The organism is Kitasatospora sp. NPDC056783 (assembly GCF_042789895.1).
Classification (GTDB): Bacteria; Actinomycetota; Actinomycetes; order Streptomycetales; family Streptomycetaceae; genus Kitasatospora.
In genome coordinates, this window is sequence record NZ_JBHUAF010000436.1 from 1 (window position 1) to 6950 (window position 6950).

A 6950-nucleotide genomic window follows, 5' to 3' on the forward strand; every position below is an offset into this window, starting at 1 on the left:
GCCCGGCGCAGGGCGGGGCAGCAGCGGTGGCCGGACATCCGGGCCGCAGGGCGCGAAGCCATCTGCGGATGCTCGCCGCCGCCGTGGGCGTCCCCGTCCGGCGGGCCGACGAACTGCTGGAGCAGATCCGGCTGGCCGGCGTCTCCGGGCAGCGGCTGCGCACCTTCTCGCCGGGCATGCACCGTCGACTCGCCCTGGCAGCCGCCCTGCTCGGCGACCCCGGCACGCTGCTGCTGGACGACCCCGCGGAGGGCCTCTCGCCGCGCAACGTCGAGTGGTTCCACGCCTTCCTGCGCTCCTTCGGCGCCGCCGGCGGGACGGTCCTGGTGACCACCCGCATCCCGCAGGAGGCCTCGCAGCTCGCCGACCGGGTGGTCACCCTGGACTGCGGCCGCATGGTGGCCGACCAGTCGGTCGAGGAGTTCCGGCGGACCAGGCTCAGTCCCGAAGTGGCCGTCCGGGGGCCGCAGATGGCGCGGCTGGCGGACCTGCTGGTCAGCCAGGGCGCCGAGGTCCGCCGGGACGGCAGCGTCGGGCTCTCGGTGGCCGGCGTCGACCGCACCGAGATCGGCGAACTCGCCTACCGCCACGGGATCCTGCTGCACGAGCTGGCCGACCGCGTGATCGAGCAGCCGGTGCCGCGCGTGGTCCTGCCGGTCGGCTCGGGCCGTTCCGGCAGACTCCTCCGTCCGGTGTCCGAGGCCGCCCAGGGCCCGGAACCGGCACGGGAGCCGAATCCGTCGTCAGCCGTCGAGCGGGGCCCCGAACCGGCCGCTGGGCCGGTCCCCGCTGGGCCGGTCCCCGCCGGGCCAGCCCCCGCTGAGGCCGTTCCCGCCGAGGCCGTGACGACCCCGGCCGAGCCGCCGACGGTCCCCGCCCCGGCCGAACCGGTACCCCCGCACCCGCCGACGTCCGCCCCCGCCCCCGCGACTGCCCCCGCCTCCGCCACCGAGGGCGTCCCCACCCCGAGTCACCCGGCGCCCCGCCGCCCCCAGGACGGCGGCTCCCTGCCCCTGCGTGCCCTGCCCCTCGCGCCTTACGCCGACTCCCTCGACACCGCCTCCCTCCACGCCGCCGGCCTCCCCGTGCTCGGCGCGCCCGCCCGTCGGCCCGCACCCGCCACCCGTCGGCCCGAGAGGGGCGCGCAGACCGGCCCGGGCGGCGCCGAACCCGCCCCCACGGTGGCCGTGGACCGGCTCTTCCGGGATGATCCGCTCCCGGCCGAGGCACCCGTCCGGGGCCGCGCCCCGCACCGCCGGGCCGGCACCGACGACCTGCTCATCGACGACACCGTCCGCCTCCGCCCCACCCCGGGCGCGACCGCCGCCCAGCCTCCCGTGTCCCGGGCCGCCCAGCCCCCCTCGCCCCCCGCGCCCCCCGCCGCCCCCGCCGCCCCTGCCACCCCCGACGACCACCGGAGCGAGTGAACCGTGCGTGTCCTGGCCTACGAGCTGCGCCGCCTGTGCGGCCTGCCTTCCACCTGGCTGCTGCTCGCCGCCGTGCTGCTCGGCGACGCCGTCGTGGCCGCCGTCCTGGCGAGCCGGATCTCCCCGGACGGTCCGCTGACCGGAGTGGCCGGGGTGCGGCTGCTGACCGCCGCCGTCCCGCTGGCCCCCCTGCCCTTCGCCGCGCTCGGCGCCGGGGTGCTGGGCGCCCTCTCCTACGGGCAAGAGGTGCGTCACCCGGGACTGCCGGCCTCGCAGGTGTCGTACCCGCGCCGGGTGTGGCTCCTGCTGGCCAAGCTGTTGGTGACCGGTCCGGCTGCGGCGCTGCTGGCGCTGGGCACCCTGCTGCTCGACACCGTCGTGGCACACCTCGCGCTGCCGGACGGTGTCGCCGTGGCGGCCTGGGCGGACCCGGACGCACTGTCGGACCGGGTCTCCGGGGCGCTGGCCGGCGCGGGACTGTCAGGGCTGTCCGACCTGCCGGGCGCGTTCGCCCCGCTGGGGCTGGTGGCCGGTCACGGGGTGCCTGCGGCGCTGCTGGCCTTCGTCCTGCTCACTGTGGTGGCGGGCTGGGCCGGGGTGCTCACCGCCTCGCTGACCCGCAGCGCCGCGGCCGGGGTGCTGCTGCTGTGCGCGATGCCGCCGCTGCTGGAGTCCGGCGTCGCACTGCTGCTGCGCCACACCGGCAGGCCGTGGCCGAGCCGGGCGGCCGACCTGTTGCCGTTCCAGCCCGGGATCGAGTGGTCCTACGGCCGGGTCTACGGCGGGGCGCACGAGGCGGTGGCCGAGACCACGGTGCTGGGCGATCCGGTACTGCTCGCCGCGGTCGCGACGCCCGCGGCGGGTTTGCTGCTCGCGGCCCTGTTGGTCCAAGCCCGCCGCCGGGCCCTGTAGAGCACCCCCGAGCGGGCCACCCGTACGGCCGCATCCTGTCCCGTAGGCCCGAACCCCGTCCCGTACGGCCCGCGCCCGGCCTCGCCCGGCTCTCGCAGCCCGCACCCGTACGGCCCGCCCCGACCCGCCAAGATCGACCAGCAGTGACCGCAATGCGCGTTTCTTCCTGATAAGAAGTCAATTATCCAGTCGCGGCCGATCACCCTTTCGTGTGCTTTTCACGAGAATTCTCAAGCCACGCCTGCCGATCGCCGACAAAGGAGGCGTGAGTACCCTTGCGCACCCCACCATGACCCCCGCCCGTTCCGCCGAAGGGCCCATTCACGGCCCCGGCGACCTGGACCGCTTCTCGTACGCCGACCGGCCGACCCCGCCGGCGCCCCGCTGGGAGGGCGCCGAGTCCGACATCGCTCGGGTCGGCCGCAAGACCACCAGCAGCCGCGGCCGCGGCCTGCACGGCCAGCTGGTCCAGCAGCTGGGCCAGATGATCGTCTCCGGCGACCTCGGTGCCGACCGCCCGCTGGTTCCCGAGGAGATCGGCCAGCGGTTCGAGGTCTCCCGGACCGTCGTCCGCGAGTCGCTGCGCGTGCTGGAGGCCAAGGGTCTGGTCAGCGCCCGGCCCAACGTCGGCACCCGGGTCCGCCCGGTCGGCGACTGGAACCTGCTGGACCCGGACATCATCGAGTGGCGCGCCTTCGGCCCGCAGCGGGACGAGCAGCGCCGGGAGCTGTTCGAGCTCCGCTGGGCGATCGACCCGCTGGCCGCCCGGCTCGCCGCCGGCCACGGCCGGGAGGACGTCCAGCAGCGCCTGGTCGAGCTGGTCGAGATCATGGGCCACGCCGCCTCGCAGGCCGACCTCTCCACCTACACCCGGGCCGACGCCGAGCTGCACGGCCTGGTCCTCCAGATGGCCGGCAACCGGATGCTGGAGCACCTGTCCGGGATCGTCGCCTGCGCCCTGCAGGTCTCGGGCGGTCCGGCGATCTCCTGTGAGCGGCCCTCGGAGCCCTCGGTCGGCCTGCACGCCCGGCTGGTCGACGCGCTGGGCGCCGGTGACGGCACCGCGGGAGAGGCCGCGATGCGGGCGCTGCTCACGGTCCACCCCGAGATCGAGCCGTCCGTCCCCGCGCCCCGGGAGCACTGAACGGGCTGTTCCGACGAGCGGAGGCGCCTTACCGTGGCGGTCCGCTCCGCCAGGCCCTCCGGCCGCACCGCGCGGCGCAGCCGGAGGGCCTCCGCATGCCACCACGATGCCGCCCCGGGCGGCCGGACCGGGAGGCCCGGGCTCGGAGGTGGAACCGGTTCCGGGGCGCAGGCCGGGCCGGAGCGGGCGCGGCCGACGGCGGTTGCCGCGACGGCGCGCGGGGCCCGCGGGCATTGCCTGGCCATGACAACTGATTGGTCCGCGAGTGAGCGATGATGGAAGCGGCCCCGGGTTGCGGGCGCGGGGTGATGTGACCCGCGACACGAAGGCCATGCGTAACACTTGACGAGTAGCAGCGATGTGTCCTGAGCGGAAGCAGCTCCGGAATACTCCAACATGTCAGAATGCTGTGTTGGTCCGCGGCGCTGCTGCCGTCCTGCAAACCCAGTCCTCAAGCCCGAGTCGGTCGGAATCGACACCGCGCGCCCGACGCGCGATCTCCTTCCCCGCCCGCTCGGGCGGCCGGTACGGGTTCGAGTCCACTCATCGTCCGAGAGGTTGTTCGTGTCGGCCAGCACATCCCGTTCGCTTCCCCCCGAGATCGCCGAGTCCGCGGCTCTGCTGGCGCTCATCGAGCGGGGCAAGGCCCAGGGGCAGATCGCCGGTGACGACGTGCGCCAGGCGTTCGAGGCGGACCAGATCCCGGTCACCAAGTGGAAGAACGTCATGCGCAGCCTCAATCAGGTGCTGATTGAGGAGGGCGTGGACCTCATGGTCAGCGCGGCCGAACCGGCCGGCGCCAAGCGCAAGAGCGTTGCTGCCAAGAGCCCCACCAAGCGCACCGCCACCAAGGCTGTCACCACCCGGACCCCGGCCGCCTCGTCGGCCCCGACCAAGCCGCCCGTGCGGATCGCCCCCGGCGCTCCCGTCGCGGCTCCGGCCGTCGCTGCCGCCACGGCCTCGGCTCCCACCGTCTCCGCCGAGATCACCGTCGGCGAGACCGCCGCCGCCTCTGAGCTGAAGGCGTCGCCGGCGAAGAAGGCCGTTGCGAAGAAGGCCGCGGCCAAGAAGACCACCGCTCCGGCCAAGAAGGCCGCCGCCAAGAAGACCACCGCCAAGTCCGCCAAGGGCGGCGACGAGGAACTGCTCGGCGAGGAGGAGATCCTCGAGGACGTCGCCCTGCCCGGTGACAAGACCGAGTCCGAGGCCACCGGCCCGGAGGAGGAGTCGGAGGGCTTCGTCCTCTCCGACGACGACGAGGACGACGCGCCGGCCCAGCAGGTCGCCGTCGCCGGTGCCACCGCCGACCCGGTCAAGGACTACCTGAAGCAGATCGGCAAGGTCCCGCTGCTCAACGCCGAGCAGGAGGTCGAGCTCGCCAAGCGCATCGAGGCCGGCCTGTTCGCCGAGGACAAGCTCTCGGCCGCCGACAAGCTCGCCCCGAAGCTCAAGCGCGAGCTGGAGATCATCGCCGAGGACGGCCGCCGGGCCAAGAACCACCTGCTGGAGGCCAACCTCCGCCTGGTGGTCTCGCTGGCCAAGCGCTACACCGGTCGCGGCATGCTCTTCCTGGACCTGATCCAGGAGGGCAACCTCGGTCTGATCCGTGCGGTCGAGAAGTTCGACTACACCAAGGGCTACAAGTTCTCGACCTACGCCACCTGGTGGATCCGCCAGGCGATCACTCGCGCCATGGCCGACCAGGCCCGCACCATCCGCATCCCGGTGCACATGGTCGAGGTCATCAACAAGCTGGCCCGCGTCCAGCGCCAGATGCTCCAGGACCTGGGCCGCGAGCCCACCCCGGAGGAGCTGGCCAAGGAACTCGACATGACCCCCGAGAAGGTCATCGAGGTCCAGAAGTACGGTCGCGAGCCGATCTCGCTGCACACCCCGCTGGGCGAGGACGGCGACAGCGAGTTCGGTGACCTGATCGAGGACTCCGAGGCGGTCGTCCCGGCCGACGCGGTCTCCTTCACCCTGCTCCAGGAGCAGCTGCACTCGGTGCTGGACACCCTGTCCGAGCGCGAGGCGGGCGTGGTCTCGATGCGCTTCGGTCTGACCGACGGGCAGCCGAAGACGCTCGACGAGATCGGCAAGGTGTACGGGGTCACCCGTGAGCGCATCCGCCAGATCGAGTCGAAGACCATGTCGAAGCTGCGCCACCCGTCGCGTTCCCAGGTGCTGCGCGACTACCTGGACTGATCGGCGGCAGTCGTTCCACCCGAAGGCGCGGAGCCGCACGGCTCCGGGCCTTCGTGGCTGTCCGGGCCCGGGCGTGTCAGCGTCCGGGTGGCGGTTGTCCCTCGTCCGGGTGGCGGTGTGACAGGAAGCGGTCGCACCGTGTAGTCGGTCACCTACGCTGTGCCGGTTGCCTGCTTCCGAGCCCCCTGGAGTCACGGTGCCGACCGAGCCGGACCGCACTGACCTGCCGACGTCCCCCCTGTTCCCGGCGGCCCCCGCCGACCCGGTCGACCCGGCCGACCTGACCGACCCGGCCGGCGTCCGGACGGGCCGCCGCCGGAGGGCCGCCGTGCTGGCGCTGCTCGCCGCCGTGCCCGTCCCGCTGGTCGCGCTCGGCGGCGCGGCGCCGGCCGAGGCGCAGCGCCGGGTGGTCGGCGGCACCGCGGCGAGCACCGCGGACCACCCGTGGATCGTGGCGCTGTCCAGCCGCCAGCAGTTCGGCAGCGGCCGCTCCGGCCAGTTCTGCGGAGGTGCGCTGGTCACCCCGACCAAGGTGGTGACGGCCGCGCACTGCTTCTACGACGAGACCAGGGGCCGGGTCGACCGGCCGGGCCTGAGGGTGATCGTCGGCCGGGACGACATGCGCGGCACGGCCGGCCGCGAGGTGGCGGTGCGGTCGGTCTGGATCCACCCCGACTACTCCTTCGCCGCCAACATGAACGACGTGGCGGTGCTCACCCTCGCCGAGTCGCAGGGCGCCAGGCCGGTGGTCGGGCTGGTCGGCCAGGGCGAGACCGCGCCGTACGCGGCCGGGACCACGGCACACGTCTTCGGCTGGGGCGACACCACGGGACGGGGCGACTACTCGCCGACACTGCGCGGGGTGGACGTGCCGATCGTGCCCGACCGGACCTGCGCGCAGGCCTACCCGGGCGGGCCGGACGGCAGGTTCGACGCCCGGGGCATGGTCTGCGCGGGCGAGGAGAGGGGCGGCAAGGACGCCTGTCAGGGCGACAGCGGCGGCCCGATGATCGTGGACGGCAGGCTGGTCGGCCTGGTGTCCTGGGGGACGGGCTGCGCGGAGGCGGCCCACCCGGGGGTCTACACCAGGGTGTCCTCGGTCACGGACGCGGTGCGCTCGGTGCTGTGAGCGTCGCGGTGGGTGAGCGCCCGGCGCCTGCCGGCGCCCGGTCCTGACGTCGCGTCGGACCGGGGCGGCCGCTCCGCGCCGGGCCCGGGAAGGGTCCCGGAGTGCAGCAGAGCCGGGCGACCGTCCCTGAGGG

At 74.4% G+C, this 6950-nt stretch carries 5 protein-coding genes; all 5 read left to right on the plus strand.

Annotation, left to right across the window (positions count from 1 at the left end; genetic code table 11):
* A partial coding sequence (locus ACFRMQ_RS36050; RefSeq protein WP_380735045.1) for an ATP-binding cassette domain-containing protein occupies positions 1 to 1427 on the plus strand: 1427 nt, incomplete at its 5' end.
* A gap of 3 nt (positions 1428 to 1430) precedes the next feature.
* On the plus strand, positions 1431 to 2339 hold the full coding sequence (locus tag ACFRMQ_RS36055) for a hypothetical protein (protein ID WP_380735046.1): 909 nt from the start codon (positions 1431 to 1433) through the stop codon (positions 2337 to 2339).
* 211 nt (positions 2340 to 2550) lie between these two features.
* Complete coding sequence (locus ACFRMQ_RS36060; RefSeq protein ID WP_380735047.1) at positions 2551 to 3483, plus strand: FadR/GntR family transcriptional regulator; 933 nt, start codon at positions 2551 to 2553, stop codon at positions 3481 to 3483.
* 558 nt (positions 3484 to 4041) lie between these two features.
* Complete coding sequence (locus tag ACFRMQ_RS36065; RefSeq protein WP_380735048.1) at positions 4042 to 5688, plus strand: RNA polymerase sigma factor; 1647 nt, start codon at positions 4042 to 4044, stop codon at positions 5686 to 5688.
* Between the two features lie 280 nt (positions 5689 to 5968).
* Positions 5969 to 6817 carry a S1 family peptidase gene (locus ACFRMQ_RS36070; RefSeq protein WP_380735049.1) on the plus strand — a complete coding sequence of 283 codons (849 nt, stop codon included), beginning with the start codon at positions 5969 to 5971 and terminating at the stop codon, positions 6815 to 6817.
* The last annotated feature ends 133 nt before the right edge of the window (positions 6818 to 6950 follow it).